Source organism: Duganella sp. 1411 (genome assembly GCF_017833525.1).
In the GTDB taxonomy this organism is placed as follows: Bacteria; Pseudomonadota; Gammaproteobacteria; order Burkholderiales; family Burkholderiaceae_D; genus Rugamonas.
This window is the reverse complement of record NZ_JAFICD010000003.1, coordinates 516330-541738: the sequence shown is the minus strand read 5'-3', so window position 1 is coordinate 541738 and position 25409 is coordinate 516330. Positions and strand designations below refer to the sequence as shown.

27 protein-coding genes are annotated in these 25409 nt (G+C 65.8%); 11 read left to right on the top strand and 16 right to left on the bottom strand.

Annotated features, from left to right (window positions below; translation table 11 throughout):
* Positions 1–44: 44 nt before the first annotated feature.
* The 5 genes from JOD97_RS19530 to JOD97_RS19510 form a co-directional block, all read right to left on the bottom strand.
* Entirely contained in the window at positions 45–467 is a 423-nt protein-coding gene (locus JOD97_RS19530; protein ID WP_209721860.1) for a PaaI family thioesterase, read from the bottom strand.
* A gap of 82 nt (positions 468–549) precedes the next feature.
* On the bottom strand, positions 550–969 hold the full coding sequence (locus JOD97_RS19525) for a type II toxin-antitoxin system HigA family antitoxin (RefSeq protein ID WP_229264569.1): 420 nt from the start codon (positions 967–969) through the stop codon (positions 550–552).
* A gap of 2 nt (positions 970–971) precedes the next feature.
* Positions 972–1064 (bottom strand): type II toxin-antitoxin system HigB family toxin, encoded by a 93-nt coding sequence (locus JOD97_RS33285; RefSeq protein WP_209721857.1) that lies wholly within the window; start codon positions 1062–1064, stop codon positions 972–974.
* A gap of 73 nt (positions 1065–1137) precedes the next feature.
* Complete coding sequence (locus JOD97_RS19515) at positions 1138–1842, bottom strand: anti-sigma factor domain-containing protein (protein ID WP_209721855.1); 705 nt, start codon at positions 1840–1842, stop codon at positions 1138–1140.
* Positions 1839–2426: a sigma-70 family RNA polymerase sigma factor gene (locus JOD97_RS19510; protein WP_209721852.1), complete on the bottom strand. Its 588-nt coding sequence runs from the start codon at positions 2424–2426 to the stop codon at positions 1839–1841. The genes JOD97_RS19515 and JOD97_RS19510 overlap by 4 nt, the downstream gene beginning before the upstream one ends.
* Before the next feature lie 169 nt (positions 2427–2595).
* On the opposite strand from JOD97_RS19510, the gene JOD97_RS19505 reads away from it, so the two are divergent.
* The 7 genes from JOD97_RS19505 (at position 2596) to JOD97_RS19475 (ending at position 12106) form a co-directional block, all read left to right on the top strand.
* Positions 2596–4638 carry a TonB-dependent receptor gene (locus JOD97_RS19505; RefSeq protein WP_209721849.1) on the top strand — a complete coding sequence of 681 codons (2043 nt, stop codon included), beginning with the start codon at positions 2596–2598 and terminating at the stop codon, positions 4636–4638.
* Positions 4639–4731: 93 nt separating this feature from the next.
* The gene (locus tag JOD97_RS19500; RefSeq protein WP_209721846.1) at positions 4732–6225 is read left to right on the top strand and encodes a DUF4331 domain-containing protein; all 1494 of its coding nucleotides are present in this window, start codon (positions 4732–4734) and stop codon (positions 6223–6225) included.
* 10 nt (positions 6226–6235) lie between these two features.
* Complete coding sequence (locus tag JOD97_RS19495) at positions 6236–6493, top strand: hypothetical protein (RefSeq protein ID WP_229264568.1); 258 nt, start codon at positions 6236–6238, stop codon at positions 6491–6493.
* A gap of 55 nt (positions 6494–6548) precedes the next feature.
* Complete coding sequence (locus JOD97_RS19490; RefSeq protein WP_209721843.1) at positions 6549–7751, top strand: hypothetical protein; 1203 nt, start codon at positions 6549–6551, stop codon at positions 7749–7751.
* 126 nt (positions 7752–7877) lie between these two features.
* On the top strand, positions 7878–8981 hold the full coding sequence (locus JOD97_RS19485) for a HupE/UreJ family protein (RefSeq protein ID WP_209721840.1): 1104 nt from the start codon (positions 7878–7880) through the stop codon (positions 8979–8981).
* Positions 8982–9040: 59 nt separating this feature from the next.
* Positions 9041–10954, top strand: a complete 1914-nt coding sequence (gene asnB / locus JOD97_RS19480; RefSeq protein ID WP_308937246.1) for an asparagine synthase (glutamine-hydrolyzing) — start codon at positions 9041–9043, stop codon at positions 10952–10954.
* Positions 10955–10969: 15 nt separating this feature from the next.
* Positions 10970–12106: a glycosyltransferase family 4 protein gene (locus JOD97_RS19475; protein ID WP_209721834.1), complete on the top strand. Its 1137-nt coding sequence runs from the start codon at positions 10970–10972 to the stop codon at positions 12104–12106.
* A gap of 124 nt (positions 12107–12230) precedes the next feature.
* On the opposite strand, the gene lipA is transcribed toward JOD97_RS19475, so the two are convergent.
* Genes lipA through yfcF form a run of 3 tightly spaced genes read right to left on the bottom strand, consistent with a single transcriptional unit; the run spans position 12231 to position 14599 of the window.
* Positions 12231–13217, bottom strand: a complete 987-nt coding sequence (lipA, locus tag JOD97_RS19470; RefSeq protein WP_209721831.1) for a lipoyl synthase — start codon at positions 13215–13217, stop codon at positions 12231–12233.
* A complete protein-coding gene (gene lipB / locus JOD97_RS19465) occupies positions 13207–13932 on the bottom strand; it encodes a lipoyl(octanoyl) transferase LipB (RefSeq protein WP_209721828.1) in 726 nt (241 codons plus the stop codon). The genes lipA and lipB overlap by 11 nt, the downstream gene beginning before the upstream one ends.
* 43 nt (positions 13933–13975) lie before the next feature.
* Complete coding sequence (yfcF, locus tag JOD97_RS19460) at positions 13976–14599, bottom strand: glutathione transferase (protein WP_209721825.1); 624 nt, start codon at positions 14597–14599, stop codon at positions 13976–13978.
* A gap of 122 nt (positions 14600–14721) precedes the next feature.
* Between yfcF and gcvA the strand changes: the two genes are divergently transcribed.
* Positions 14722–15624, top strand: a complete 903-nt coding sequence (gcvA, locus tag JOD97_RS19455; RefSeq protein ID WP_209721822.1) for a transcriptional regulator GcvA — start codon at positions 14722–14724, stop codon at positions 15622–15624.
* A 1-nt stretch (position 15625) separates the two neighbouring features.
* Here the strand turns inward: gcvA and JOD97_RS19450 are convergent, their stop codons facing one another.
* From JOD97_RS19450 to JOD97_RS19435, 4 genes are all read right to left on the bottom strand, one after another.
* Positions 15626–15901, bottom strand: a complete 276-nt coding sequence (locus JOD97_RS19450) for a DUF493 family protein (RefSeq protein WP_209721819.1) — start codon at positions 15899–15901, stop codon at positions 15626–15628.
* Positions 15902–15990: 89 nt separating this feature from the next.
* Complete coding sequence (locus tag JOD97_RS19445; protein WP_209721816.1) at positions 15991–16785, bottom strand: hypothetical protein; 795 nt, start codon at positions 16783–16785, stop codon at positions 15991–15993.
* Between the two features lie 38 nt (positions 16786–16823).
* On the bottom strand, positions 16824–17606 hold the full coding sequence (locus tag JOD97_RS19440) for a DUF2491 family protein (RefSeq protein ID WP_209721814.1): 783 nt from the start codon (positions 17604–17606) through the stop codon (positions 16824–16826).
* Between the two features lies 1 nt (position 17607).
* On the bottom strand, positions 17608–18450 hold the full coding sequence (locus JOD97_RS19435; protein ID WP_209721811.1) for a hypothetical protein: 843 nt from the start codon (positions 18448–18450) through the stop codon (positions 17608–17610).
* A gap of 86 nt (positions 18451–18536) precedes the next feature.
* Here JOD97_RS19435 and JOD97_RS19430 point away from each other — a divergent pair, with 86 nt between their 5' ends.
* Entirely contained in the window at positions 18537–19028 is a 492-nt protein-coding gene (locus JOD97_RS19430; protein WP_209721809.1) for a phage regulatory CII family protein, read from the top strand.
* Between the two features lie 113 nt (positions 19029–19141).
* Here JOD97_RS19430 and JOD97_RS19425 read toward each other — a convergent pair whose 3' ends face one another.
* Together JOD97_RS19425 and JOD97_RS19420 are read right to left on the bottom strand one after the other, a co-directional pair.
* On the bottom strand, positions 19142–21112 hold the full coding sequence (locus JOD97_RS19425; RefSeq protein ID WP_229264567.1) for a DUF6600 domain-containing protein: 1971 nt from the start codon (positions 21110–21112) through the stop codon (positions 19142–19144).
* 90 nt (positions 21113–21202) lie between these two features.
* Positions 21203–21844: a LysE family transporter gene (locus JOD97_RS19420; protein ID WP_209721806.1), complete on the bottom strand. Its 642-nt coding sequence runs from the start codon at positions 21842–21844 to the stop codon at positions 21203–21205.
* Positions 21845–22020: 176 nt separating this feature from the next.
* Here JOD97_RS19420 and JOD97_RS19415 point away from each other — a divergent pair, with 176 nt between their 5' ends.
* Together JOD97_RS19415 and yiaA are read left to right on the top strand one after the other, a co-directional pair.
* Entirely contained in the window at positions 22021–22959 is a 939-nt protein-coding gene (locus JOD97_RS19415; RefSeq protein ID WP_209721803.1) for a DUF808 domain-containing protein, read from the top strand.
* Between the two features lie 69 nt (positions 22960–23028).
* Complete coding sequence (gene yiaA, locus JOD97_RS19410; RefSeq protein ID WP_209721801.1) at positions 23029–23454, top strand: inner membrane protein YiaA; 426 nt, start codon at positions 23029–23031, stop codon at positions 23452–23454.
* 12 nt (positions 23455–23466) lie between these two features.
* On the opposite strand, the gene JOD97_RS19405 is transcribed toward yiaA, so the two are convergent.
* Positions 23467–23985, bottom strand: coding sequence for a FixH family protein (locus JOD97_RS19405; RefSeq protein WP_209721798.1), 519 nt, complete (start codon positions 23983–23985; stop codon positions 23467–23469).
* Positions 23986–23995: 10 nt separating this feature from the next.
* Complete coding sequence (gene ccoG / locus JOD97_RS19400; protein WP_209721795.1) at positions 23996–25396, bottom strand: cytochrome c oxidase accessory protein CcoG; 1401 nt, start codon at positions 25394–25396, stop codon at positions 23996–23998.
* Between the last annotated feature and the right edge of the window lie 13 nt (positions 25397–25409).

Sequence of the window (25409 nt, the reverse complement as noted above, 5' to 3'; positions counted from 1 at the left end):
CTCTATCCCCAAAAATGGCGAAGCGCACCGGCGTAATTTATCAGCTATTTTGGGAATAAAACCATCTGCGTGCAGCGGAACAACGCTATCGTTTTACCAGTGGCCTGGCTGGTCACCACCGCGTCCCACACCTGCGTGGTGCGGCCCAGATGGACCGCCTTCGCGGTCGCCACGACCACGCCGTCGCGCGCGGTGCCGAGGTGGTTCGACTTCAGCTCGATGGTGGTGAAGTTTTGCGCGCCTTCCGGCAGGTGGGCGAAACAGGCGTAGCCGCAGGCGGTATCGGCCAGCGTGACCACGCTGCCGGCGTGCAGGAAGCCATTCGGCGCCAGGTGCTTGGCGGCGACGTCGAACTGCGCCACCAGCTCGCCCTCGCGCACGGCCGTGATGACGATGCCGAGGTGGGACGGCAGCGTCTCCGAGCCGAACTGGTTGAAATACTCGGGGGTAAATTTAACGCTATCCATTGCCAACCTTTCAGTTTTCGATTGTAGCTGGCAATGATAACAATTTTTGCAACTTTAAGCGCGTCCCATCCGGTAGAAGAGCTTACAAAAACGCGCTTACGCTGACGTTAAAACGGGCCGCCAGTTTCTTCGCTAAAACCTTACTTATCTCGCGACGACCAGCCAAAATATCACTAATCAAAGTAGGCGAAGCGACATCCCGTAAATCTTTTTGCTTCAGATCGTTTTCCTCTATCAAATATCTAAGTACTTCTTTTGGCTCCGCATCCGGCACTGCCACGTGCTCGTCCTCCCACCGCTGAATCAATTCCATCGTTAATTCAAGCATTGAGAAAAGCGGATGACTTTCATCATCTCCTACTTCGTCGGCCAGCGCATCGGTCAAGGCGTGGACGCGTTTAAAGTCAGCCTGATTCCGTATCGGCCGTAACATCGCGTGTTGCTGTAACGCTGACCATGCTTTTGCAAGCTCAGGCATCGCACTGCTCGATTGGTCCTGCATGTTTATTTTCCTCGATTTTCTTTCGTCCACTTATCGTACTCACGGTGTGTCCCCACTAGTCGTACGTACACCTTCTGGGTGTCATAGAAAATCATAAGCGAACTTCGGCGGGAGGGAGATTACGTGTTCGCGGATGGGGCCACGCCCAACATCCGCGAAGCTACTAAGTCACATCACGCGCACCCAGGCGCCTTTGTACAGGATAGGACCGGTGGGGCCGTTCGGATTGGGCGAACCACCCTTCGGTTCCAGCGACACCGCCAGCAGCGCGACGTCATCGCCGATGGCGCTACCGGTCAGCGCCAGCTTGACCTCGCCGCGATCGGCCAGCACGCCGAGCGAACGCGGATTACCCTGCTTGGGCACGGCCCACAGCTGCAGCGTCTTATCCGACGGCACCGGCGCGTTGCCCACCAGGCGCACCGTCAGCGCCTTGCGGCCGGTGTCGCCGGTCAGCACCAGCGCGGTCTGCGACTTGTCGTCGGTCAGCGTGGCGACGTAATCGAGCGACGGCGCGTCCAAGGTGCGAGTGGTAATGACCACCACCAGCAGGGCCGCCAGCGCCGTCGACACCACGCCCAGCGAGCGCCAGAACGTCACCGACTCGTTGCGCCAGAACTGCCAGGCCGCGTGCGTGCGCTTCAGGTTCAGGCGCCGTTCGATATTGGTCCACACCTGCCGCCGCGGCGCCTGCGCACTCGAGAACTCGGCCAGCGGCGTCAGACGGTCCGCCCACTCCTGCGTGGTGCGGCGCAGCGCCGCGTCGTCGTGCATATAGCCTTCGAAGCGGCGCCGCGCGCCGCCCTTGAGCGTGCCGAGCACATATTCCGCCGCCAGCTTCTCGCGCAGCGGCGCGTTGTCGCGGATATTCATGATCGCTCCCGCTTCGTCAGGCAGGTCTTCAGGCGCTCGAGGCCACGGCGTATCCAGGTCTTGACGGTGCCGATCGGCAGCGCCATCTGCGCCGCCACCTCGCTGTGCGACAGGTCGTGGAAGAACGCCAGGCCGATCACCTGGCGGTGCAGCCCCTCCAGCGCCGACATGCAGTAGGCCAGTGCCTTGGCGTCGCTGCTCATTTGAAGCGCCTCGATCGGCGTGGCGCCCGGATCTTGCAGTGCATTGATGACCTCGCTGTCAAACTGTTCCCCATCGATTTCAACGCTCACATCGCTGCGGCGCAGGAGATCGAAAGCCTTGTTGCGCACGATGGTGGTCATCCACGTCATCGGCGCCGCCAAATGGCTTTGATAACTGCCGGCGTTGTTCCAGATCGCGACGAAACTCTCCTGCAACACCTCTTCGGCCAGTTCGCGCTTGGTCAATATACGCAGCGCGAAGCCAAACAGTTTCGACGATGTGGCGTCGTAGAGTGAGCGGAAAGCGACGGCGTCGCGGTTGGCGGCGCCTTGCAGCCACGCGCGTAATTGCTGGGGATCGAGTGTGGAAACGTCGGACACTGCTCGCCTTGAAAGTGATGATGCATTGATGAAAAACAAATTGGGCGTGTGAAAAATACCATACTCCCGCGTCCGCACGAACAAAAATTATCGGGTCAAATTGTTGAATCCGAACCGCGTCCGGCCCCGTACATAGTGTCCAAGCAGGAAAAACTTACTCGGAGACGCGATGGGGATTAAACGCAACATGGCGGCGATCATGGCCCTTGCCGTGCGCGGCGGCGCGGCGCTGGCGGCCGACGACGCCGACGGCACCGACGTCGCGGCGGCGGCCGCGATGAGCCGGGTGACGGTGTTGGCCCATTACGACAACGCGGTCGGCACCTCGGACGCCGCCAGCCAGGGCACGGTGACGTCCAACCTGATCGCCAGCCGCGCCGCGCTGCGCACCGGCGAACTGCTCGAATTCGTGCCCGGCATGATCGTCACGCAGCACAGCGGCGACGGCAAGGCCAACCAGTACTTCCTGCGCGGCTTCAACCTCGACCACGGCACCGACTTCGCCACCTATGTCGACGCGATGCCGGTCAACCTGCGCAGCAACGCCCACGGCCAGGGCTACTCCGACCTCAATTTCCTGATCCCCGAGCTGGTGCAGCGCATCGATTACAAGAAGGGCGGCTACTTCGCCGACGAGGGCGATTTCGCGGCGGCCGGCGCGGCGCACATCCGCCTGGCGGACCGGCTGCCCGAGGGCACCGCCAGCCTGACCGTGGGCCGCTACGGCTACCGGCGCGCGCTGCTGGCCGACTCGTTCGCAGTCCCCTCGGCGGCCGGCGGCACGATTCTGTACGGCATGGAACTGGGCCGCAACGACGGTCCGTGGCAGACGCCGGAGCAAGTGCGTAAGTACAACGCCGTGCTGCGCTACAGCCACGGCGACGCGCAGGACGGCTACAGCGTCACCGCGATGGCTTACCGCAACCGCTGGAACGCCACCGACCAGGTGCCGCAACGCGCGGTGCGGGACGGCCTGATCGGCCGCTTCGGCACGCTCGACGCCAGCGACGGCGGCGACACCGCGCGCACCAGCGTGTCGTGGGACATGCACCGGCGCGGCGACGGCCGCATCACCGAGGCATCGGCCTATCTGGTGCGGTCCAGCCTGGACCTGTACAGCAACTTCACCTACCTGCTGGCCGATCCGGTCGACGGCGACCAGTTCCAGCAGAGCGAGCGCCGCACCATGGGCGGCTTCAACGCCAGCCAGACCTGGCTCGACAAAATCGGCGGCGTCGACATGCGCAACAAAGTCGGCCTGCAGACGCGCTACGACCATGTGTCGCCGATCGGCCTGTACGCCACGCGCGAACGCGAAAAGCTCGCCACCGTGCGCGAGGACCGGATCAAGGAGGCCAGCGCCGGCCTATATCTGGAGAACACCAGTTACTGGCTGCCGGCGTTCCGCACCGTCGCCGGTCTGCGCTACGACGCCTACCGCTTCGACGTCAACGGTCGAGACGTCAGTGCCAACAAGGCCTCGCCCAAGCTGTCGCTAATTTTCGGGCCATGGGCCGGTACTGAATACTTCATCAACTACGGCGCCGGCTTCCACAGCAACGACGCCCGTGGCGTGCTCGCGCCTGCGGCCGCCACGCCGCTGGTGGGCACGCGCGGCGCGGAACTGGGCATGCGCAGCGAATTGGTACGCGGCCTGCAAAGCTCCCTGTCGCTGTGGACGCTGGACATCGACTCCGAACTGGTGTTCGTCGGCGACAGCGGCGACACGGAGGCGAGCCGCCCCAGTCGCCGCAGCGGCATCGAATGGAGCAACCACTACATCGCCGCGCCATGGCTGCTGTTCGACCTGGACCTGTCGGCCTCGCGCGCGCGCTACCGCCGCGACGACCCGGCCGGCAACCACGTTCCCGGATCGCTCGACAAGGTGGCCTCGTTCGGCGTGACGTTCAAGGACCTGGGGCGCTGGTTCGGCGGCGCCGAGTTGCGCTACTTCGGACCGCGGCCGCTGATCGAGGATGACAGCGTGCGCTCGGCATCGACGGCGCTGGCCTATGGCCGCATCGGCTACAAGCTCAATCGGCGCACCAAACTGACGCTCGACGGCTTCAATCTGTTCAACCGCCGCGCCAGCGACATCGACTACTACTACGCCTCGCGCCTGCCGGGCGAGCCGGCCGAAGGCGTCGACGACGTCCATTCGCATCCGGTCGAGCCGCGCACCTGGCGTTTGACGCTGTCGCACAGCTTCTGAAAATCTTTTCAAAAAAATCTGAATCCGGCGCCATCGGCCCCGCGTATATGACCGTGCAGTCCAATCAGATCAACCAGTTGGGGAGAACCGAGAATGCAAACTATCTTTAAGCAAGCGTTGTGCGTGGCCGTGCTAGGCACCTTGGCGGGCGCCATCGCACCGGCGGCCATGGCGTCCAGCCACCGCGAGGCACCGTTCGTGACGCAAAGTCCCAAAGTCGACGCCACCGACTTCTATATGTTCCGCAGCTACGAAAGCGGCCGCGCCAATTTCGTCACCCTGATCGCCGACTACGTGCCGCTGCAGGATGCCTACGGCGGCCCGAACTACTTCGCCATGGATCCGAACGCGCTGTACGAGATCCACATCGATAACAACGGCGACGCCAAGGAAGACCTGACGTTCCAGTTCCGCTTCACCAACACCAACAAGGACACCAAGCTGTCCGTCGGCGGCAAGGATGTCTCGATTCCGCTGGTGATCAACGGCGGCGCCATCGCCGGCGTCAATGCGCCCGGCGCCAACGTGCGCGAGACCTACACCGTCAACGTCATCCGCGGCGACCGCCGCACCGGCACCAAGGCCGCCGTGACCAACGTCGCCGGCGGCGCCGTGTTCGACAAGCCGCTCGACAACATCGGCAACAAGTCGATCCCCAACTACGCCGCCTATGCCGCCGCCCACGTCTACAGCGTCAACATCCCCGGCTGCGCCACCCCGGCGCGCATGTTCGTCGGCCAGCGCAAGGACCCATTCGTCGTCAACCTGGGCGAGACCTTCGATCTGGTCAACATCAAGGCGCCCGCAACCGAGTTTTCCGCCGGCGCCGAAAAGGGCGCCAAGGACGACCTGGCGACCAAGAACGTCACCGCGATCGAGCTGGAAGTGGCGGCATCGTGCCTGACCGCGGCCGCCGGCACCGACCCGGTGATCGGCGGCTGGACCACGGCCAGCCTGCGCCAGGGACGGCTGTTGAACCCGACGCCGAATTCGAGCTCGCCGTCGAAGGAGGGCGGCGCCTGGACCCAGGTATCGCGCCTGGGCGCGCCGCTGGTCAATGAAGTGGTCATCGGCCTTAAAGACAAGGACACCTTCAACGCCAGCAAGCCATCGGGCGACGGCCAGTTCGCCACCTACGTCACCAATCCGACCTTGCCCGCGCTGATCGAAATCCTGTACGGCAGCGCCGGCGCCAAGGCACCGACCAACTTCCCACGTAACGACCTGGTGGCGGCCTTCCTCACCGGCGTCAAAGGCTTGAACCAGCCGGCCACGGTCACCGCCTCTGAAATGCTGCGCCTGAACACCTCGACGCCAGCCGTCGCTATGGGCGCGCAAAACCGCCTCGGCGTCATCGGCGGCGACAACGCCGGCTTCCCGAACGGCCGCCGTCCGGGCGACGACGTGGTCGACATCGCGCTGCGCGTGGTGATGGGCAAACTGTGCACCCTGAGCCTGGGCTGCGTCCCGGCCGACGCACCGGCCGGCGGCCTGCACTTCACCGACGGCGCCTACCTGGACGACAGCTTCTTCAATGCCTCGTTCCCGTACCTGAAAACGCCGATCGCCGGTTCGCCGCAGATGTAAGGGGGACGACATGAGATCCCTGAAATATCTAAGCCTGGTATGCGTGCTGGTACTCAGCGCCTGCGGCGGCAGCGACAACGTCAACCCGGCGCCAACGACGCCGCCTGTCACGCCGCCGGTGACGCCACCGGTCAGCATGGTGGACGCCTTCTTCGCCAAGGTGATGGCCATCATCGGCGACGGCGGCGAGACCACCACCGAGCCCGAGGCGACCGATACCGTCGCCGTCACCACGCCGGATGACACGGAACCGGCGACCGTGAAGTAAGCGGCGACAAGGGCGGACGCCACACGGTCCGCCCTTTCCGCGTTGTGAGGTTCCCATGAAAACAATAATCATCATCGCGCTGGCGTTATCGGCCATCGCGGCGCGGGCGGCGCCCTACATTCCGTCCGATGGCAAGCAAGTGATCGAAACGCTGCCGCGTCGCGGCGACCCGGTGCAGCAGCAATTGCGCAGCCTGCGCGCCGAATTGAACGCCAGGCCGACCGACATCGCGCTGGCCACCGACGTCGCGCGCCGCTACATCGCGCTGGGCCGGCGCGAAACCGATCCGCGCTATCTGGGTTACGCGCAGGCGGCGCTGGCGCCATGGTGGGCGCAGGCCGCGCCGCCGCCGCAGGTGCGCCTGCTGCGCGCGACGCTGCTGCAAAGTACCCATCAATTCGGCCCCGCGCTGGAGGACCTGAAGGGCGTGCTGGCGGCGCAGCCGGACAACGCGCAGGCCTGGCTGACGCAAGCGACCGTGCAAACGGTGCGGGGCGACTACGCCGGCGCCACCGCCAGCTGTGCGCACTTATCGAGCTTGTCGATAGAACTGATCACCGTCACCTGCATCGCCAACGTCGGAACGGTCACGGGGCGCAACGCCAAAAGCGAACAACTGCTGGACCTGACGTTGGAGCGCAGCGCCAACGCGCCGGCGGAACTGCGGGAGTGGGCATTGACCCTGCTGGCGGAGATGGCGCAGCGGCGCGGCGACGCCACCGTGGCCGAGGCGCGCTACCGGCGTGCGCTGGCGATGACGGCGAACGACAGCTACCTGCTGGGCGCCTACGCAGACTTTTTGCTGGAGCAAAAGCGGCCGGCCGAGGTGCTGACGCTGTTGCGCGATCAAGCGCGCATCGACGCGCTGCTGCTGCGCCGTGCGCTGGCGCTGAGGCAGCAGGGCGGGCAAGCCGGCGCGCTGGCCGCCGACGTCAAGGAACTAGCGGCACGTTTCGACGCGGCGGCGCTGCGCGGCGACACCGTGCACCAGCGCGAGCAGGCGCGCTTTGAGTTGCTGCTGCGCGGGGATGCGTCCACCGCGCTGACGCTGGCGCGCAAGAACTGGTCGGTGCAAAAAGAGCCGGCCGATATCCGTATCTATCTGGAGGCGGCAGCGGCAGCGCGCGACGCCGGAGCCGCCAAGCCAGTCATCGACTGGATGAAGCAGCATGGAATCGAAGATGTCGCCGCGCAGCGCATGATGCGCCAACTAAGCAACGGAATCAACGGAACCAACGGAACCAACGGAAACACGTAGGGCGGATTAGCGAAGCGTAATCCGCCATGCATGCGCCGCCAGCGGCTCAAAGATGGCGGATTACGGCGTTCCGCCTAATCCGCCCTACGTGATTCAGATTTAATTCAATTTAACGGTATTAAAAACATGATGGCACGTCTGATCTTATTCCTGTCGCTGCTATGCGGCGCCATGTCGCCGGCACACGCGCACAAACCGAGCGACAGCTATCTGTCGCTGACCGCGCAAGGCGAACGCCTGACCGGCCAGTGGGACATCGCGCTGCGCGACCTGGACTTCGCCATCGGCCTCGATCAGGATGGCGACGGCAAGCTGACATGGGACGAGATCCGCGCGCGCCACGCCGCCATCGGCGCCTACGCGCTCGAACGTCTGAAGCTGTCGACCGACAAAGGCCCATGCGCCTTCAACATCGCCGACCAACTGATCGACAACCACACCGACGGCGCCTATAACGTGCTGCGTTTCGCCGTCGCCTGCCCGACGCCAATGACCCGGCTGACCATCGACTACCGCCTGTTCGCCGATCTCGATCCACAACACAAAGGCCTGCTGCGCCTGACGCACGACGGCATAACCTCGACCGCGATCTTCGACCCGCAACACGCGCGCCAGACGCTGTCGCCGACGGCGCCGGACCGCTGGCACCAATTCGCCACCTACGTCAAGGAAGGCGTGTGGCACATCTGGATCGGCTACGACCACATCCTGTTCTTGCTGTCGCTGCTGCTGCCGGCGGTGCTGCTGGCCGCGCCGTCGGACAATCTGCGCGGCGCCTTCATCGACGTGCTCAAAGTGGTGACCGCGTTCACGCTGGCGCACTCGCTGACGTTGACGCTGGCCAGCCTGTCGCTGATCGCGCTACCGTCGCGCTTTGTCGAATCGGCCATCGCCGCCTCGGTGATCCTAGCGGCGGTCAACAATATCTACCCGCTGTTCCGGGGCCGGCGGCCGGTCGCCGCGTTCGCGTTCGGCTTGATCCACGGCTTCGGCTTCGCCAGCGTGCTGATCGATCTGGGCCTGCCCAAAACGTCGCTGCTGGCAAGCTTGTTCGGATTCAATCTGGGCGTCGAGCTCGGGCAATTGTGCATCGTGGCACTATTCCTCCCGCTCGCATTTACGCTGCGAAACACCATGTTCTACCGGCGCCTGTTGACCGGCGGCTCGGCCGCGATCGCCTTGGTGGCAATGGTCTGGTTGGTCGAGCGCGCGTTCGACATGCAAATGTGAAGGAACACGCGCGATATTGAGCCACCTCGCATTCGTTGTCTTTTTGTTCAGCTACGATCATGGCATTTTCACAATCGAGAGAACAGAAAATGTGCGGAATATGGGGCATGATCAACAACGGCGCGCCGCAATGCGACAACTCGGTCGCATTGGCCGCCGCCTTTCGCTATATCGACGGACGCGGACCGGACGCGCGCGGCGCCAGGCAAATAGCCTATCGCGGCCGCGCCGTCACGCTGGCCCACAGCCGGCTGGCGGTGATCGAACTGTCGGCGCTGGGCGCGCAGCCGATGGTCGATGCCGACTCCGGCTGGTCCATCGTCTACAACGGCGAAATCTACAACTACCGCGAGATCCGTGCAACGCTCAACGGCGCCGGGCAAGCGTTCAACGGCGGCAGCGACACCGAGGTCTTGCTGCGCGCGTGGGCGCTGTGGGGACTGGGCGCCTTGTCCCGCCTCAACGGCATGTTCGCCTTTGCCGCGCTGAATGAAAAGACCGGGGAGCTGTGGCTGGTACGCGACCGCTTCGGCGTCAAGCCGTTGCTGTGGGGACGCTGCCCGAACGGCGACATCGTATTCGGCTCGTCGGTCGCCAGCGTCGCCAGCATGGTCGGCACCGACATCGACACCGCCTACTGCGCGCGCGGCGTGCGCTACAAGGCCTACGAGACCGCGCAATCGGGCTCGCCGTACAAACACGTGAACGCGGTGGCCGCCGGCTGCTGGATCAAGTTCCAACTGTCGCCCGAGCGCATCAACGTCAGCGAAGGCCGCTGGTATTCGCTGCGGGACGCGGTCGCGCAACGGCAAGCGGCGATGGCGGACAGCAGCGACGCCGACCTGCTCGAAGAATGCCGCCAGCTGTTCGACAGCGCCGTCCAACTGCGCTTGCGCAGCGACGTGCCGGTCGCGGTCTCGTTAAGCGCGGGGCTGGACTCGGCGTCGATCGCCTGCATGATGCAGCGCCACGGCGCCCGCACGCACGCGTTCTCGTTCGGCGCGCCGTCCGAGCCGGCCTCCGAAGGTCCCGGCACGCAATCGCTGGCCAAGGCCGCCGGCATCGACGTCACCTATGTCTGGCCCCGTTACAGCAGCTGGGACTTGTACGAGATGCTGGAAAAGACGATGGCCTTCCAGGAGGCGCCGTTTTCGGGTCTGAGCCCGATCGCGCAAAACGCAGTGTTCCGCGCCGTCGGCGACGCCGGCTTCAAGGTGCTGCTTGGTGGGCAGGGCAGCGACGAGATTTTCGCCGGCTACCGCAAGTTCATCGTCATCGCGCTGCGCGAGGCGCTGCGACGGCGCGAGGCGGCGGGCGCGCTGCGGCTGATGTATTCATTGGCGCTGATGCTGGCGCACGAGGCCAGCCAGGCGCGCATGTACTGGCAAAACCTGGGCCGCTACAAGGACAAGGCCAGCGCCTTCCGCCTGCTCGATTGGGAGGCCGGCGCGCACAACCTGTGGGGCGAGGCCGGCATGTCGCTGGCGGACCGGCAGATCGAAGATATCCAGCAATGGAGCCTGCCCACCTTGCTGCGCTACGAGGACCGCAACTCGATGGGTTACGGCATCGAGACGCGGCTACCGTTCATGGACTACCGGCTGATCGAGTTCGCGCTGGCGCTGCCCACGCGGATGAAGATCGCCAACGGCTACGGCAAATGGCTGCTGCGCGGCGCGGCCAAGGGACTGGTGCCCGACGTGGTGCGGCTGAATCGAAAAAAGCGCGGCTTCGACGTCACGCAGAACTGGATCACGCAGGGCATCGGCGCCAGCCTGCGCGGGTTCATCTTCGACCATTCCGCAGCGTTGCGGGGCGCGCTCAAAACCGGCGAACAGCTCGACAAGCTGTTGTCCAACGAATCGCTCGCGCAGGACCCCGACCTGCTCGATGAGGCACTGCTGCTGGCGTGGCTGGTCGATCCGACGCGCCTGCCGCGCCATCACGCCCGGCCATCCAGAATGGCGGCATAGCACCGGAACCGCGGCATGAAAAAAATCTGCCATTTCTCGTCGGTGCATCCGGGACTCGACATCCGCATCTACCGCAAACAATGCGTGTCGCTCGCGCAGGCGGGCTTCGACGTACACCTGGTCATCGGCGCCAACGAAGCCCAGATAGCCGAAGCGGCCGGCGCCGGGGTCACGATCCACCCGCTCGCGCCGCTGGCCGGCGGCCGCCTGCGGCGCATGGCGACGCAGACATGGCGCTGCTACCGCACCGCCCGGGCGCTGAACGCGGACGTCTATCACTTCCACGATCCCGAGCTGATTCCGTATGGCTTGCTGCTTAGCTGGCAGGGCCGGAAAGTCATCTACGACCTGCACGAGGATCTGCGGGCGGACATCCACTCGAAGCAATGGATACCGGCGCCGCTGCGGCGCGTCATCGGCGCGGCGGCGCGCGGCGTGGAGCACTTCGCGGCGCGGCGTTTCGCCGCCATGGTCGCGGCCACGCCGTACATCGGCGCGCTGTTCGATAAAAGCGCCGCGCGGGTGGCTGTGATCCACAACTACCCCACCATCAACGAGCTGGCCGCCGCGGCATCGACGACGGTGACGGCGATCCCGCGCGACAGCGTTTGCTACGTCGGCGCGATCAATGAGATGCGCGGCATCCGGCACATCGTCCAGGCGCTCGAGATGGCGCCGGTCCGGCTGCTGCTGGCCGGCGTGTTCGACCCGCCGGCGCTGCGCGTGGAACTGAAGGCTTACCGGGGCTGGCGCCAGGTCGAGGAATACGGTTTCGTCGACCGTCGCGAGGTGGGGGAGATCATGGCGCGCAGCGTGTGCGGGCTGGTGACGTTGAAGCCGGAGCCGAATTTCGTCAATTCGCTGCCGATCAAGCTGTTCGAATACATGTCGGCCGGGCTGCCGGTGATCGCCTCGGACTTTCCGCTATGGCGCGGCATCATCGAGGAGGCCGAATGCGGCATCTGCGTCGATCCCGAGAACCCCAACGCGATCGCCAAGGCGATCAACTTCCTGCTGATGCATCCGGACGTGGCCGACGAGATGGGCCGCAACGGCCGGCGCGCGGCCGAAAGCAAATACCGCTGGGATAGGGAAGGCGATAAGCTGGTCGCGCTGTATGGCGATATTCTGGAAACACGTAGGGCGGATTAGGCGGAACGCCGTAATCGGCCATGTATGCGCCGCCGGCGGCGCATACATGGCGGATTACGCTTCGCTAATCCGCCCTACGTGGATCCGTGGCAGCATGGCCAATGTGGCCAACCGGCCAAAGTCCTTAGGCCGACGCCAGCACGTTGTGCGCCTGCTCGTCCGCATGGTACGAGCTGCGCACCATGGCGCCGACGGCGGCGTGCTTGAAGCCCATCTTGTAGGCCTCTTCCTCGAACATCTTGAACACGTCCGGGTGCACATAGCGGCGCACCGGCAGGTGGCTGTTCGACGGCGCCAGATACTGGCCGATGGTCAGCATGTCGATGTTGTGCTCGCGCATGTCGCGCATCACTTGCAGGATCTCTTCGTCGGTCTCGCCCAGGCCGACCATGATGCCCGACTTGGTTTTGACTTCCGGATACAGCTCCTTGAACTCCTTGAGCAGCTGCAGCGAGTGCATGTAATCCGAACCCGGACGCGCTTCCTTGTACAGGCGCGGCACCGTTTCCAGGTTGTGGTTCATGACGTCCGGCAGGCCGTCCTTGAAGATGTCCAGCGCCTTCTGCAGGCGGCCGCGGAAGTCCGGCACCAGCACTTCGATCTGGGTCTTCGGCGACAGCGCGCGCGTGTTCTGGATGCACTCGACGAAGTGGCCGGCGCCGCCGTCGCGCAAGTCGTCGCGGTCGACCGAGGTGATCACCACGTAGCTCAGGCGCAGCTCGGCGATCGTGCGCGACAGGTTGCCCGGCTCTTCCTTATCCAGCGGGTCGGGACGGCCGTGGCCGACGTCGCAGAACGGGCAGCGGCGCGTGCACTTGTCGCCCATGATCATGAAGGTGGCCGTGCCCTTGCCGAAGCATTCGCCGATGTTCGGGCAGCTCGCCTCTTCGCAGACCGTGACCAGCTTGTTCTCACGCAGGATGTCCTTGATCTCGTAGAAACGGGTCGAGGCCGACGCGGCCTTGACGCGGATCCACTCCGGCTTCTTCAGACGCTCAACTTGCTCGATCGGCACGATCTTGATCGGGATGCGCGCGGTCTTGCTGGCGCCTTTTTGCTTTTCGCTCGGGTTGTAAGCGGGGGCAATGCTGGAGGTGGTCTCAGTGGTCATTTGGCTGCGTGCCCTCGCGGGCATAGTTTGGTTGTTCGTGTGGTGCTGGTTCTACAAGGGCCAGGACGCGTATCAGCTCGTCGGCCAACTGCTGTTGCACGTCCGACAATTGCGCCTGGGCGCCGACGGACCGCATATCGACTGTCTCCAGCCCGGCATAGCCGCAAGGATTAATCCAGGAAAACGGGGCCAAATCCATCGCCACATTCAGCGACAGCCCATGGTAGGTGCAGCCGTTGCCGCGCACTTTCAAGCCGAGCGCGGCGATCTTGGCGCCCCGCTTCGGCCCGCCGGCCATGTAGATGCCCGGCGCGCCTTCGACGCGCTCACCGACGAGATTATACGCCCCTAACACATTGATGATCGCTTGCTCGATTTTATGCACGAATTGCCGGGCGTACAGCTTGCCGCCGGGCTTGTTGCGGCGCAGGTCGATCAGCAGGTAGATCACCACCTGGCCGGGGCCGTGGTAGGTCACTTCGCCGCCGCGGTCGGTCTGCACCACGGGGATCGCGGCCGCGCCCGCCAGCAGGTGGCCACGGTCGGCGCCCAGGCCCAAGGTGAAGACGGGCGGATGCTCGACGATCCACAGTTCGTCGCGGGTGTCCGGCGTGCGCGCGTCGGTGAAGGCGCGCATCGCGGCGAAGGTGCTGTCGTAGTCGGCGAGGCCGAGGTGGCGGATCAGCGCCGGCTCGGGGTGGGTAGGGGACGTCATGCCGCCATTATAAATCACGCGGCCAAGCGGGGCTGACGGCGGCTTATCCCGGCTGGTGCCGCGCCAGCCATTGCTGGATCGACGGCCGCCGCCACTGGGCGGCGGCGTAATCCTTCAGCTTTTGCGGCACCTCGTCGCCGTTGAAGATCAGCCGGTTCAGCATCATGGTCAAATCGACATCGGCGATCGACCACGCGCCAAACAGGTTTTCGCCCTGCACCAGCTGATCGGCGACGTGGATCAGCTTGTCGGCGGCGGCCCGGCCGGCCTCGCTCAGCGGGGCGCTGGCCTTGCCGAAAAACACCGTCTCGGTGTCGCGCTCGACCCGCACCGGCAGCAGATCGCTGCGCAGCCACGCCTGCAGCTGCCGCGCCCGCGCGCGCTGGCGCCGGTCCGCCGGATACAGCGCCAGGTATTCGGGCGCCGGAAAACTTTCCTCCAGGTACTCGGTGATCGCGCTCGACTCGGTCAGCACGAAATCGCCCTCGACCAGCGCCGGCACCCGGGCGGTGAGGGCGCGCCCGGCGTAATCGCCGCGTTTTTGATGGCCGGCCTCCAGATCGACCGTCTGCACGGTGAACGGCACGCCTTTTTCAGTCAGCGCCACAAAGGCGGACAGGGCGTAAGGGCTGGTGAACAGGCTATCGGTGTACAGGATGAAAGACATGGCGGCTCCGGCTTGGGTAGATTTATTCACATGGTAGACCTTGCCGTAGCGCCTGTATAACGTTATATTTTCGTGATTCTAGCTAATTTTATTCACATAGTTATCCACAGCATGCCGACCTGATGAGCGCCAGCCGCCGCCTGCCCAATTTTTCCGCCTTGCGCGCCTTCGAGGCGGCGGCGCGCCACGAGAACTTCTCGCGGGCGGCGGAAGAGTTGCACCTGACGCATGGCGCGATCAGCCATCAGGTGCGCGCGCTGGAGCAGGAATTGGGCCGGCAACTGTTCGTACGCAACGGCCGGCAGGTGAAAATAACTAGCGATGCGCTCAAATTTGCCCAGTTTTTAGGCAAATCCTTCGCCGATATCGCCGTCGCGGCCGACGCGATGCGCGCCGCCAGCATCAACCAGCGGCTGACGGTGACGTCGATCCCCTCGTTCGCGGCGCGCTGGCTGGCGCCCAGGCTGGGCCGCTTCATCGACTTGCATCCCGATATAGAGGTGGTGTTGCAGTCGAGCGGGCAACTGCAGGATCTGGCGCGCGACGGCATCGACGTCGGCATCCGTTTCGGCCGCGGCAACTATCCCGGCATGGTGGTGGAGCGCTTGATGGGCGACGTCTACTATCCGGTAGTGAGTCCCCACTATCGCGGCGGAGAGCTGCCCGCCGAGCCGCAGCAGTTGCCGCTGCAAACACTGCTGCGCTCGGTCGAGCCGTGGTCGCCGTGGCTGCGCGCGGCCGGGGTCGACATGCCGGAGCCGTCGGGCGGGGTGATGTTCGAGGATTTGTCGATGCTGATACGCTCCGCCGCCGACGGCAACGGGGTGGCGCTGGTGCGCCATGTGGTGGCGATGCAGGAGATCGCCTCCGGGCAACTGGTGCGGCTGTTCGATATCGCCACGCCTTGCCCGGATGAGTATTTCTTCGTCGCGCCGATGGCCTCGGCCGGCAGGCCGCAGGTGGTGGCGTTCCGCGACTGGCTGCTGGAAGAGATCGCCGCCTTCCAGCGCCAGCAACTTAAATGACTTACATCACGATCTTGACCATCGGGTGCGCCGACAGTTCCGAATACAGCGCGTCGAGCTGCTCGCGGCTGACGGCGCGCACGGTCACGGTCAGGCCGGTGTAGTTGCCCTTGGCCGAGGGCCGCACTTCCATCTTGCCTTCGTGGAAGTCCGGGTCGTGCTTTTGCACCACCAGCACGATGGTCGGGGCGAAATCGATATGAGTCGGCCCCATCACCTTGATCGGGAAGTCGCTCGGGTATTCGATGAGGGACTCTGACGGCGGGATCGCTTGCATATTCATTCCAATCAAAAATAAAGACCGGCGGCATCAACACGACGCCGCCGGGCTCTATTGTAGCCAATTCGCTGGAACTCCAGCGTGGCTTACGATTTGCTCATCTCCAGCGCGGCGGGCGCGGCCGCTTGCTGGCCGGACAAGCGCTGCAGCCGCGCCAGCGCCGATTCGCTGCCCAGGCCGGGCTGGCTCATCGATTTGCGGATCGCCTCGAGCTCGGCCGCCTGCTCATACGGACGCTGGCCGATGTCGGTGACGATCTTCAGCCCGGCCGCCTCGTTGCTGATGGTCTGGGCGCGGCGGGTCAGCGCGTTCAGCGCGCTCGAATTGCCGCGCATGCCCGACAGCCCGGCCAGCTGGGCCTGGCGCTCGGCGCGCAGCTCCTGCAAATCCTGCTGGGCGCGCGCGCTGGCCAGCGCCTGCATCGCCTTCTTCGCCATCGAATCGAACTCGGCCAGCTGCTTGGACAGCGCGTCGACGATGGTTTGCAGCTCGTCCATGTACTGGCGGGCGTCGGCCTCCTCCTGCAGCTCCTGCGGCAGGCGCTGCTTGTTCGCCTCCAGCTCGTCGCAGAACAAGGTGATCGTCGCCTCCGAGATCTTGCCCGAGGCCAAGCGATCGGCCAGGGTGCCGGCGGCCTGCTCGTCGGTGGCGATCAGCTGGCGCAGCTTGACGACGTCGGCCGCCTCCTTGTCGAAGGCGCCGCGCGCGGCCGCCAGTTTTTGCGCGGTGGCGCGCAGGCTGTCGGCCAGGCGGTCGCGGTCGGCCTCGGTCGCCGTCTCCGGATCGAAATTGGCGATCGCCTCGGACACGCGGTCGCCCAGGGCGCCAAAGTGTTTGGAAATCAGGCGCGCGGTCAAACCCCAGCCATTCGAGTTGCTCATGTCGGTCTTCCTTCTAGAAATGACGTTAAAAATGCGCATCATTGGATAACGATGCGTTCCTGCTCAACCGGGATGCCGATGACGAAGTCGACGTGGATCCCGCGTTTCGACGCGTCGCCGTTGACGCTGCTGATGACCTCGGTAGTGATCAGCAAATACTCGTGGCCGCCGTTGCGCAGCCGGCGCACGTACGGCATGAAATACATTTCCTGGCGCAGGCCGAGGCTGCCGCTCGGATTGTCGATCCGCGTTTCGGTGCCGGAGAACGGCGCGATGAAATCCTCGTCGCCGCCGGCGTCGCGCCAGTAATCGACGCCCTCGTCCTGGCCGAACACCAGCTCCAGGTCGGCCTCGTCCAGGCCGACGTCGCCCAGCTGCGCGCGCCACAAGGTGTAGCTGCGGTCGCCCAGGCCGGCGTTGGCCAGGCCCATGTAGGCCTCCTGGTCCTCCACCGTCTCCGGCACCACGCGCGCCAGCTGGGTGCAATACATCACCTCGGTCACCTTGCCCCATGCGTCCTGGTACACCTGCAAAAACTTTTCCTTCTCGCTCGCCTCGCCGGTGTCCAGGTAGTAGCGGTACAGGCCGCCCGTCTGCTTGAGGCGGATTTGCGAGACGGCGACGATGCGGTTGTCGTCGGCGTCCGGCGGCGCGATCAGCGAACCGTTGGCGAGCGCGCCCAGCAGCGGGGCCTGCTGCAGCCGCACCAGGCTGCCGATGCGCGCGCCCAGCGGCAGATCCTGATCGGTGCGGGGCGCGTCGGCGCCGCCCAGCTTGGCCACGCTGTTGCGCAGGTAGTTATAGGCATCGGTCCAGCTCATCTCAATTCCTCTCAAATGAATAATGGGGCTGCCTGGCCGCGCGCAGCTTGCGCACCTTGCGCGCCGCGAACACGGCCGCCCAAGCGATCCCGCTCAACAGGCCCAGCCAAGCGAACCAGCGTAGTACGCTCGCGCCGAACGATGGTTGAGGCGGCGCAGGCGTGCGCGCATTGGCCGCCGGCGGATCGCCCAGGCCGGGCATGCCGGTCAGCTGGCCGTCGCGGTTGACCGCCGGCGCCGGCGCGCTGCCGGCCGTGGTCATGGTCGTGGTCGTGGTCGCGGTCGTGGTCGGATAGGCGACCGGCTGGTTGGCCTGGCTCATCGCCCGGCCCAGCATGAACCCCAGCACCCCGTGCATCAGGCCGCTGGACGGCTGCTGCACGATCACCTGTTGCGGATAGCCGGGCGGCGGCGGCGCGGCGGCGGGCGCGCGGGCGTCGAGCGGCGCGGGCGCGCCGGGCCGCATCGGCGTATCGTTCAGCGGCGGCAGTGGCGCTGGCGCGGCAGCGGCGCGGCGCTGGTCCAGATTCTTCAAGGCCCGGGCTTGCGCGGCGCTGCGGTCGAGGTCGCGCGAGGCCGCCGACGTGTTGGTATCGGCCGCGCCGCTGCGGGGATAGGCCGACGCGGGCGAGCCGGGCGCCTTGCCGAACGCGCCGGGACCGCTCTGGCGGTTGGCCGGCGGCGCCGACGGCCGGCTGCTGGCGGTGTTGCCCTTTTGTGAAGAAAATCCACTTTTGTACGACGACGATGTGCCAGAATAAGGCTTGGCCTCGGCACGCGCGGGGACGCTGGCGCCCAGCGCGATGCAAAAGCTCAGCAACAGTGCGGATCGAAGGGGCTTCATGATGTCTTTTCACAAAGAAGTTGAATAAAAGTCAGCATAGCGCCGCGCGACGGCGGATGCATCGGTAATAAAAGGCACGCTTCACCATGACACGCAAATACCTGGACATGAACCAACACGACGCGCTCTACAAGGTGGCGCGCAGCTATCCCGGCGGCATCGACGCGCTCGCGCAAGCGATGGGCATCTCGGTCAACGTCCTGCGCAACAAGCTGGCGCCGACGATCGCCTCGCACTACCCGTCGTTCGAGGAAGTGTCGGCGGTGGTCGACCATTGCCACCGCGCCGGCGTGGCCGACGCCCACCTGCCGCTGCACGCGCTGCTGACGCGGCACGGCATGGCCGCGTTCGTCGTACCGCTGCCGGACAACATCGGCGACGACGACCTGTCGCAAACGGTGTGCAAGGTGATGAGTCAGGTGGGATCGGTCGCCGAGGCGGTGTCGACGGCGCTCATGGACGGCAAGGTCACGGCCGCAGAGGCTGATTTGATCGAGCGCGAATTCCAGGGAGCGCTGTCGGCGCTGGGAGAATGGCGCGCGCGCCTGCGCCTGAAGGCGGCCCGCAACGCCGGCTAAGCTCCAGGGTCAGGTCCACCATTTCTACACGAGCTGGACCTTTGGTTGGCGAATTTGGTGCTACGGCCTAGTCTGTGTAGAAATGGTGGACCTGACCCTGGATCTGGGGGGCACTATTGAAGGTTGTGCGACGGCCGGTTGCCACGCTCGCGGCCCTGGCCTTGCCCTTCGTTGTTGCGCCTTTCCGGCTCGCGACGCGGCTCGCTGCGCGGCGCCGGCTGGGCCTGCGGCTGGTGCATCTGCGGCTGAGCCTGGGGTTGCGCCTGCGGCGCCGGTTGCGATGGCCGCTGCGGTGGCGGCTGGAACTGTTGCGGCTGGGGTTGCGGCGGCGGCCGGAACTGCTGCGGCTGCGGCGCCTGCTGTGCAGGTTGCGGCTGCTGCGGCTGGAACGCCGGCCGGTGTTCCCTCTGCTCGCGCTGGTCTTCACGCTGACGCCACTGCCGGCGACCATTGTCGTCGTCGCGGTTGAAGTGGTCGCGGTTCGGGTTGACCTGCACCGCCGGCGCCGGCATTCCCCCCGGTTGCGGCGACGACACCGGCGTCCTCGGACGGTAACCCGGGCGCAACTCCATCGCCACATCGTTCGGATTGATCGTCTGCGCCGGGGCGTTCGGCGTACCGAACTGCCCGGGGGCGAGCGTGGTGGTGGTCGGCGCCCGCCCCGGTCCCGGCACGGGCTGCGGCTGCGGCGGCGCGGTGATCACCCGCCCCGGCTGCTGCTGGCCATTGTTGCGCTCGAAACGGTCGTTGCGCTCGCCGCGCACATAACGGTCCGGCCGGTCCGGCCGGCCATCGCCGTCGCGATCCGGCCAACGCCGGTTGGGCTCGCCCACGCGCGCACCCGGCGCCGGCGGCGGCGGTGCCACCGCCACCGCGTTCTTGACCAGGTTCTGCGGCGGAATCACCACGCCGCCGCGATTGACCGGCACCGTGTGGCGCCCCTCGAATTGCTCGCGTGGCAGCATCGTCACGCCGTCGCGGCGATCCGGGTTGGCGCCGTGAGGCCGGTACGGCTTGCCGTTGTAGTTCCACGTCATGCGCGCCTCGTAATTGTTCGAGACCCGGTAGTGCGGCACGTAACGCTCGCGCGGCGACAGCGGGAACCAGCCCAGGCCCGGCCCGCGATGCTGATGCGTGAAGCCGTCGCCGCCGACCCAGCCCACCAGCGCCGGCGCCCACACCGGCCGGCCCGCCGGACGCCCCGGCGCCCAGCACCAGCGGCGGTTGACCATCACCCAGCGGCCGTAGTGTGACGGCGCGTAGCCCCATGGCGCGTTGTCGACCCAGGTCCAGCCCCACGGCGCCAGCCAGGTCCAGCGGCCGTCGCGGTACGGCGCCCAGTCGACGGCGACATTGCGCGGCGCCCACAGCGGGCCGTATTCGACGCTCTCGGTCCAGCTGCCGTTGCGGTCCAGCTCCTCGTAGCCGGTGATGCCGGTCGATACGTAGCGGGACGTCACCACCGCCTCCGACTGGCGGTCGCGCTCGTCGGCCCAGGCGTCGAAGCCGTCGCGGCGCGCCACGCCGGTGCGCACGTCGGAACCGCTGACGTCGACCTGGCGGCCGCTGCCGACCACCAGCGAGGAGCCGGCGCCCTCGACGCGCGCGCTGCCGGCCAGCACGCTGACCTGGCTGGTGTCGGCCACGCGCTCGGCATCGACCCGCACCAGGCCCGGCTCGAGCAGCGTGACGCGCGCCTGCGGCGTGGTCAGCTCGAAGTCGCGCAGCAGCTCGGGGCTGCGCACGCGAATGCTGACGCTGCCGTAGTTGAGGCGCAGCCGCAGCAAATCCTCGTCCATGTCGGTGACTTCGAGATCGGAATCGCCATCGACCCGCACCGCCGTCGAGCCGACCCGGAATTCGGTGCGCGCGCCGCTGGCGGTGTTGATGTGGTTGGCGCCGGTGACGGGCCAGTTCAGCGAGGCGGCGACCGGTTCGTCATTGCCCTCGTCGCCGCCCACCAAGGTCACCTGCCCCTGGACGGCCGAAATCCGTCCGACGACGGCGGGCGGGTCGGCCAGCGCGAGCGTGCTGAAGCCCGCCAGCGCGGCCAGCACGACGGATGAAATGATCTTGCGGCTCATGGCAGCGCTCCTCTATTTGATCGTGACATAACGCCGCGCGCCGCGAATTCGACTACCGGGGTTACAAATGATTGCAAATTAAATCATGCTTTACGCGGCCGCGCCGCCCCGTTTGACGAAGAACAGCGCCGCGCCCACGCCCATCAGCAGGCCACCGAACACGCGGTTTTGCTTCTTGACCGCGCGGGCGTCGCGGAAAAAGCGCTGCATCGACGACGCCAGATACGCATAACTGTGCATGACCACCAGGTCGATCGAGCACATCGTCGCGGCCAGGATCAGCAATTGCGGCAGCAGCGGCGCGTGCTGATTAATAAACTGCGGCAATACCGCCACCATGAAGATGATGCCCTTGGGATTGGTGGCGTTGGTCAGGAAACCCGTCAAAAAGCGCTTTTTGACCGACGGCACGATCATTTCGGCCTGGCTTTGCTGCGCGCCGATGGTCACCTTGGCGCGCCACTGGCTCAGCCCGAGATAAATCAGGTACAGCGCGCCCACCGTCTTGACGACGCTGAACGCCAGTTCCGACGCCAGCAACAGCGAGCCGACGCCCGCGCCGGCGATGAAAAACACCAGCAGCAGGCCGGTTTGCAGGCCGAAAATGGTGCTGCTGGCGCGCCGCACGCCATACGACAATCCGTGCGACATCGACAACACCGCGCCCGAGCCGGGCGAGACGGCGATGATGCAGGCGGCAATGAAAAAACCCATCCAGGTGGCAAAGCTCATATGCGTTCCATAGTCCAGGTCGCGGCACGGCGCCGCGAGGCAACGCACATTGTAGCCCTGAAGCTATATCCGGGCACGCCGGGCCTGGGTTAATATTGCCCCTTCAACATTGCCTCTTCAACACGGACCCCACATGACCTATTTGACACCCCCGCCCCCGCAAGGGAGCCGCTGAGATGGCCGGCACCAGCCTGCTGGCGCTGATCGACGACATCGCCTCCATCCTCGACGACGTCGCCCTGATGAGCAAGGTGGCGGCCAAGAAGACCGCCGGCGTGCTCGGCGACGACCTGGCGCTGAACGCGCAGCAAGTGGCCGGCGTGCGCGCCGAGCGCGAACTGCCGGTGGTGTGGGCGGTGGCGCTCGGTTCGCTCAAGAACAAGGCGATCCTGGTGCCGGCCGCGCTGGCGATCAGCGCCTTGCTGCCGGGCGCGATCACGCCGCTGCTGATGGTCGGCGGCCTCTACCTGTGCTTCGAGGGCTTCGAAAAGATCGCCCACGGCATCCTGCACAAGGAGGAGGACGCCCGGCACAAGCAGGAGCTGGCCGCCGCGCTCAGCGATCCGGCCGCCGACATGGTGGCGATGGAAAAGGACAAGATCAAGGGCGCCGTGCGCACCGACTTCATCCTGTCGGCCGAGATCATCGTCATCGCGCTGGGCACGGTGGCGGGCGAGCCGTTCGCGCAGCAGGCGCTGGTGGTGGTCGGCATCGCGCTGCTGATGACGGTGGGGGTGTACGGCATCGTCGCGGCGATCGTCAAGATGGACGACGCCGGCCTCTACCTGAGCGAGCGCGGCAACGGCGCCGTGCGGGTGTTGGGGCGGGTGCTGCTGTCGGCCGCGCCCAAGCTGATGAAGCTGTTGTCGGTGGTCGGCACGGCCGCCATGTTCATGGTCGGCGGCGGCATCCTGGTGCACGGCACGCCGGGCACGCACGACCTCGTCCACCACGCCACCGAGATCGCGGCGGCGGTGCCCGCGCTGGGCCCGGTGCTGGGCTTCGTCACCCCCAGCGTGATCGACGCCGTGGCCGGCGTGCTGGCCGGCGCGCTGGCGCTGGTGGTGGTCACCATCGGCGGCAAAATGTTGCGCTCATTCAAGAAGTCCGCCTGACGCATCTGTTACGATGGACGGGCGCGCGCCAACCGGGCGCCGCCTTCCCCAAACCCGCAAGGAGTATTCATGGCTCAGCCCCAACTCGGTCCCACCCCCGCCTTCGTCGCCGCCTCCTGGATCGCCCTGCTGGCCGGCGCCTCGGCCTTCATGATCGGGCTGTGGAACGCCGGCATGCAGCTCAACGAAAAAGGGTATTACTTCACGATCCTGATGTACGGCCTGTTCGCCGCCGTGTCGCTGCAAAAATCGGTGCGCGACCGCGCCGAGGGCACGCTGGTCAGCGGCCTGTATTTCGGCCTGTGCTGGCTGTCGCTGGCGCTGACGATGCTGTTGCTGACCGTCGGCCTGATCAACGCGACCTTGACCTTGAGCGAAAAGGGTTTCTACGCGATGGCATTTTTACTGAGCCTGTTCGGCGCGGTGGCGGTGCAGAAAAACGTCCGCGATATCAGCGCCGTCAAACGCGCCAACGAGCAACCCGGCATCCAGTAACCCCCACGGGGTTTAGTCGGCGCTCAGCGTGACGCTGCGTTGCGACGGCCAGCTCCAGGCGCCCGCCAGCCGCCAGTCGCGCTTTTCGCCTTCCACCAGCACCACCCAGCGGCTGCGCTCGAGCATCGGCAGATTGATCTGGAAGGCGCCGAATTCGTCCGGTTGCACCACCAGCTGGATGTCCTTGGCCGGCAAGGTCGCGTGCGACAGCCGTACGAACAGCCGCTCCGTCTTGCCGTGATCGTCGCTGTCGCGCCGTAGCTGCCCGGCCAGCATGCCCTGCGTGGCGTCGTAGCCGATCGACATCGACAAGCCCAGCGCGCTGGCCGCACGGTCGCGCCGCAAGTCCTGGTTGATGGCCTTGCCCTGCTTGTAATAGTCGCCCACCACCAGCGCGTCCTGCCGGGTGAAGGCCAGGTAGCCGGTGTAGCTGCCGGCGACGATGGCGATCGCCGGTCCGGCCATCAGCAGCCACGGCCAGCGCTGCCTCCACCACGGCGTCACCGTGGCATGCGATATCGATACGTTCATGGCGTTCTCCTTAGCGCGGTACGATGAATACCGCGTCTTCCTTCACGTGCAGCGACGGTTCGTCGACCGAGGTCAGTTCGACGGCGATCTTGTTCGAGCCGGGATGGGCGGCGCCGTGCGCCGTGCGCAGCCGGATCGGATAGGCCTTGGTCTCGGTGGCGTCGACCCGCACCAGGTCCGGCGTCACCTGCGCCAAGGTGGCGATGCCGCTGACGCGGATCCGGTACGTCTGCGCCCGCTCCGAGGTGTTCATGATCTGCAGCCGGTAGACGTTTTCGATCATGCCGTCCTCGACCTCGCGGCCCATGGCGCCGCGGTCGCGGATCACGTCCAGCTTGAGCGGCACCCGCAGGTACAGCGCGCTGCCGACGGCGGCGACGATCAGCGCCAGGATGGCGGCGTAGATCCGCACCCGGGGACGCAAGGTGCGCCGGCGGATTTCGGTCGGCGTGTAGTGCATGGTCATGGCGCGCTCGGTGCTGTAGCGGATCAACCCGCGCGGCAGGCCGACCTTGTCCATCACGCCGTTGCAGGCGTCGACGCAGGCGGCGCAGCCGATGCATTCATATTGCAGGCCGTTGCGGATGTCGATGCCGGTCGGGCACACCTGCACGCACATCGAGCAGTCGATGCAGTCGCCGCCGCGTTGCCCCTCCTTCTCCTTTTCCTTCTTCTTCGACAGCGGCATGCGCGGCTCGCCCCGCTCGCCGGCGTAGGTGATGATCAAGGTGTCGCTGTCGAACATCGAGCTCTGGAAGCGGGCGTACGGGCACATGTATTTGCACACCTGCTCGCGCATCCAGCCGGCGTTGCCGTACGTGGCGAAGCTGTAGAACACCACCCAGAACCATTCCCACGGGCCGAAACTCAAGGTCAGCACCTCGCCGCCGAGCATCTTGATCGGCGTGAAGTAGCCGACGAAGGTGAAGCCGGTCCACAGCGCCACCGCGCCCCAGGCCAGGTGCTTGGCGCTCTTCTTGGCGAACTTGGACGCCGACGGCGGCTGCCGGTCGAGCGCCATGCGCGCGCTGCGCTTGCCTTCGATCTTACGCTCTATCCACAGGAAGATTTCGGTGTACACCGTCTGCGGACAGGCGAAGCCGCACCACACCCGTCCGGCCACCGCCGTCGCCAGGAACAGCAAATAGGCGCAGATGATCAGCAGCGCGGCCAGGTAGATGAAGTCCTGCGGCCACAACACCAGGCCGAAGATGTAGAACTTGCGCGCGCCCAGGTCGAACAGCAGCGCCTGGCGGCCGTTCCATTGCAGCCACGGCGTGCAGTAGAAGGCCAGCTGCGTCAGCCAGACGAACAGCCAGCGCAGCCGGGCGTAGCGGCCGGAGGCCTCGCGCGGGTAGATTTCCTCCCGCGCGGCGTACATGTGGACGACTTGTGGTTCAGGCGAGTTCATGACATCGAGGGTT

What these genes read in the sequence shown, in the direction of transcription:
- JOD97_RS19515 (WP_209721855.1), bottom strand. Translation starts at nt 1,842, where the DNA reads ATGAATATCCGCGACAACGCGCCGCTGCGCGAGAAGCTGGCGGCGGAA.
- JOD97_RS19425 (WP_229264567.1), bottom strand. Translation starts at nt 21,112, where the DNA reads ATGAGCCGCAAGATCATTTCATCCGTCGTGCTGGCCGCGCTGGCGGGC.
- JOD97_RS19500 (WP_209721846.1), top strand. Translation starts at nt 4,732, where the DNA reads ATGCAAACTATCTTTAAGCAAGCGTTGTGCGTGGCCGTGCTAGGCACC.
- asnB (WP_308937246.1), top strand. Translation starts at nt 9,041, where the DNA reads ATGGCATTTTCACAATCGAGAGAACAGAAAATGTGCGGAATATGGGGC.
- JOD97_RS19435 (WP_209721811.1), bottom strand. Translation starts at nt 18,450, where the DNA reads ATGAAGCCCCTTCGATCCGCACTGTTGCTGAGCTTTTGCATCGCGCTG.
- JOD97_RS33285 (WP_209721857.1), bottom strand. Translation starts at nt 1,064, where the DNA reads ATGATTTTCTATGACACCCAGAAGGTGTACGTACGACTAGTGGGGACA.
- gcvA (WP_209721822.1), top strand. Translation starts at nt 14,722, where the DNA reads ATGAGCGCCAGCCGCCGCCTGCCCAATTTTTCCGCCTTGCGCGCCTTC.
- JOD97_RS19440 (WP_209721814.1), bottom strand. Translation starts at nt 17,606, where the DNA reads ATGAGCTGGACCGATGCCTATAACTACCTGCGCAACAGCGTGGCCAAG.
- ccoG (WP_209721795.1), bottom strand. Translation starts at nt 25,396, where the DNA reads ATGAACTCGCCTGAACCACAAGTCGTCCACATGTACGCCGCGCGGGAG.
- JOD97_RS19475 (WP_209721834.1), top strand. Translation starts at nt 10,970, where the DNA reads ATGAAAAAAATCTGCCATTTCTCGTCGGTGCATCCGGGACTCGACATC.
- JOD97_RS19420 (WP_209721806.1), bottom strand. Translation starts at nt 21,844, where the DNA reads ATGAGCTTTGCCACCTGGATGGGTTTTTTCATTGCCGCCTGCATCATC.
- lipB (WP_209721828.1), bottom strand. Translation starts at nt 13,932, where the DNA reads ATGACGTCCCCTACCCACCCCGAGCCGGCGCTGATCCGCCACCTCGGC.
- JOD97_RS19505 (WP_209721849.1), top strand. Translation starts at nt 2,596, where the DNA reads ATGGGGATTAAACGCAACATGGCGGCGATCATGGCCCTTGCCGTGCGC.
- lipA (WP_209721831.1), bottom strand. Translation starts at nt 13,217, where the DNA reads ATGACCACTGAGACCACCTCCAGCATTGCCCCCGCTTACAACCCGAGC.
- JOD97_RS19415 (WP_209721803.1), top strand. Translation starts at nt 22,021, where the DNA reads ATGGCCGGCACCAGCCTGCTGGCGCTGATCGACGACATCGCCTCCATC.
- yfcF (WP_209721825.1), bottom strand. Translation starts at nt 14,599, where the DNA reads ATGTCTTTCATCCTGTACACCGATAGCCTGTTCACCAGCCCTTACGCC.
- JOD97_RS19430 (WP_209721809.1), top strand. Translation starts at nt 18,537, where the DNA reads ATGACACGCAAATACCTGGACATGAACCAACACGACGCGCTCTACAAG.
- yiaA (WP_209721801.1), top strand. Translation starts at nt 23,029, where the DNA reads ATGGCTCAGCCCCAACTCGGTCCCACCCCCGCCTTCGTCGCCGCCTCC.
- JOD97_RS19495 (WP_229264568.1), top strand. Translation starts at nt 6,236, where the DNA reads ATGAGATCCCTGAAATATCTAAGCCTGGTATGCGTGCTGGTACTCAGC.
- JOD97_RS19530 (WP_209721860.1), bottom strand. Translation starts at nt 467, where the DNA reads ATGGATAGCGTTAAATTTACCCCCGAGTATTTCAACCAGTTCGGCTCG.
- JOD97_RS19525 (WP_229264569.1), bottom strand. Translation starts at nt 969, where the DNA reads ATGCAGGACCAATCGAGCAGTGCGATGCCTGAGCTTGCAAAAGCATGG.
- JOD97_RS19445 (WP_209721816.1), bottom strand. Translation starts at nt 16,785, where the DNA reads ATGAGCAACTCGAATGGCTGGGGTTTGACCGCGCGCCTGATTTCCAAA.
- JOD97_RS19490 (WP_209721843.1), top strand. Translation starts at nt 6,549, where the DNA reads ATGAAAACAATAATCATCATCGCGCTGGCGTTATCGGCCATCGCGGCG.
- JOD97_RS19450 (WP_209721819.1), bottom strand. Translation starts at nt 15,901, where the DNA reads ATGCAAGCGATCCCGCCGTCAGAGTCCCTCATCGAATACCCGAGCGAC.
- JOD97_RS19405 (WP_209721798.1), bottom strand. Translation starts at nt 23,985, where the DNA reads ATGAACGTATCGATATCGCATGCCACGGTGACGCCGTGGTGGAGGCAG.
- JOD97_RS19485 (WP_209721840.1), top strand. Translation starts at nt 7,878, where the DNA reads ATGATGGCACGTCTGATCTTATTCCTGTCGCTGCTATGCGGCGCCATG.